At 50.6% G+C, this 1,245-nt stretch carries 3 protein-coding genes; all 3 read left to right on the top strand.

Annotation, left to right across the window (positions count from 1 at the left end):
* Positions 1-63: 63 nt before the first annotated feature.
* Complete coding sequence (gene rpsH, locus FQK12_RS08505) at positions 64-456, top strand: 30S ribosomal protein S8 (protein WP_004106343.1); 393 nt, start codon at positions 64-66, stop codon at positions 454-456.
* Between the two features lie 12 nt (positions 457-468).
* The gene (gene rplF, locus FQK12_RS08500) at positions 469-1,002 is read left to right on the top strand and encodes a 50S ribosomal protein L6 (protein ID WP_004106341.1); all 534 of its coding nucleotides are present in this window, start codon (positions 469-471) and stop codon (positions 1,000-1,002) included.
* A gap of 9 nt (positions 1,003-1,011) precedes the next feature.
* Positions 1,012-1,245: 50S ribosomal protein L18 (locus tag FQK12_RS27265; protein WP_186711192.1), on the top strand; the 234-nt coding region annotated here is incomplete at its 3' end.

Below are 1,245 nucleotides of genomic sequence, written 5' to 3'. Positions count from 1 at the left end.
ATCCCGGGTCTGAAAAAGGCTAGCTGGTAATTGTCACCAATTGAATCACGGGAGTAAAGACAGATGAGCATGCAAGATCCGATCGCGGATATGCTGACCCGTATCCGTAACGGTCAGGCCGCGAATAAAGCTGCGGTCACCATGCCTTCCTCCAAGCTGAAAGTGGCAATTGCCAACGTGCTGAAGGAAGAAGGCTTTATTGAAGATTTTAAAGTTGAAGGCGACATCAAGCCGGAACTGGAACTGACTCTTAAGTATTTCCAGGGTAAAGCTGTTGTAGAAAGCATTCAGCGTGTCAGCCGCCCAGGTCTGCGCATCTACAAACGTAAAGATGAGCTGCCGAAAGTTATGGCGGGTCTGGGTATCGCGGTTATTTCTACCTCTAAAGGTGTTATGACCGATCGTGCAGCGCGCCAGGCTGGTCTTGGTGGCGAAATTATCTGCTACGTAGCCTAATCGGAGGAAAAAATGTCTCGTGTTGCTAAAGCACCGGTCGTTGTTCCTGCCGGCGTTGATGTAAAAATCAACGGTCAGGTTATTACGATCAAAGGTAAAAACGGCGAGCTGACTCGTACCCTCAACAATGCTGTTGAAGTTAAACATGCAGATAATGCTCTGACCTTCGGTCCGCGTGATGGTTTCGTGGATGGATGGGCTCAGGCTGGTACCGCGCGTGCCCTGCTGAACTCAATGGTTGTTGGTGTTACCGAAGGCTTCACTAAAAAGCTTCAGCTGGTTGGTGTAGGCTATCGTGCAGCGGTCAAAGGGGATGTAGTAAACCTGGCTTTAGGTTTCTCTCATCCTGTTGAGCATAAACTGCCGGCCGGTATCACTGCAGAATGTCCGACTCAAACTGAAATCGTGCTGAAAGGCGCTGATAAGCAGGTGATCGGCCAGGTTGCAGCAGATCTGCGCGCCTACCGTCGTCCTGAGCCTTATAAAGGTAAGGGTGTTCGTTACGCCGACGAAGTCGTGCGTACCAAAGAGGCTAAGAAGAAGTAAGGTAACACTATGGATAAGAAATCTGCTCGTATCCGTCGTGCGACCCGCGCACGCCGCAAGCTCCAGGAGCTGGGTGCAACTCGCCTGGTGGTACATCGTACCCCGCGTCATATTTACGCACAGGTAATTGCACCGAACGGTTCTGAAGTTCTGGTAGCTGCTTCTACTGTAGAAAAAGCTATCGCTGAACAACTGAAGTACACCGGTAACAAAGACGCGGCAGCAGCTGTGGGTAAAGCTGTT

The sequence above is a fragment of the Klebsiella sp. ME-303 genome (assembly GCF_007910085.1).
Classification (GTDB): domain Bacteria; phylum Pseudomonadota; class Gammaproteobacteria; order Enterobacterales; family Enterobacteriaceae; genus Klebsiella; species Klebsiella michiganensis.
Note: the sequence above shows the minus strand (reverse complement) of the source record. Positions and strands in the feature narration are given on the sequence as shown.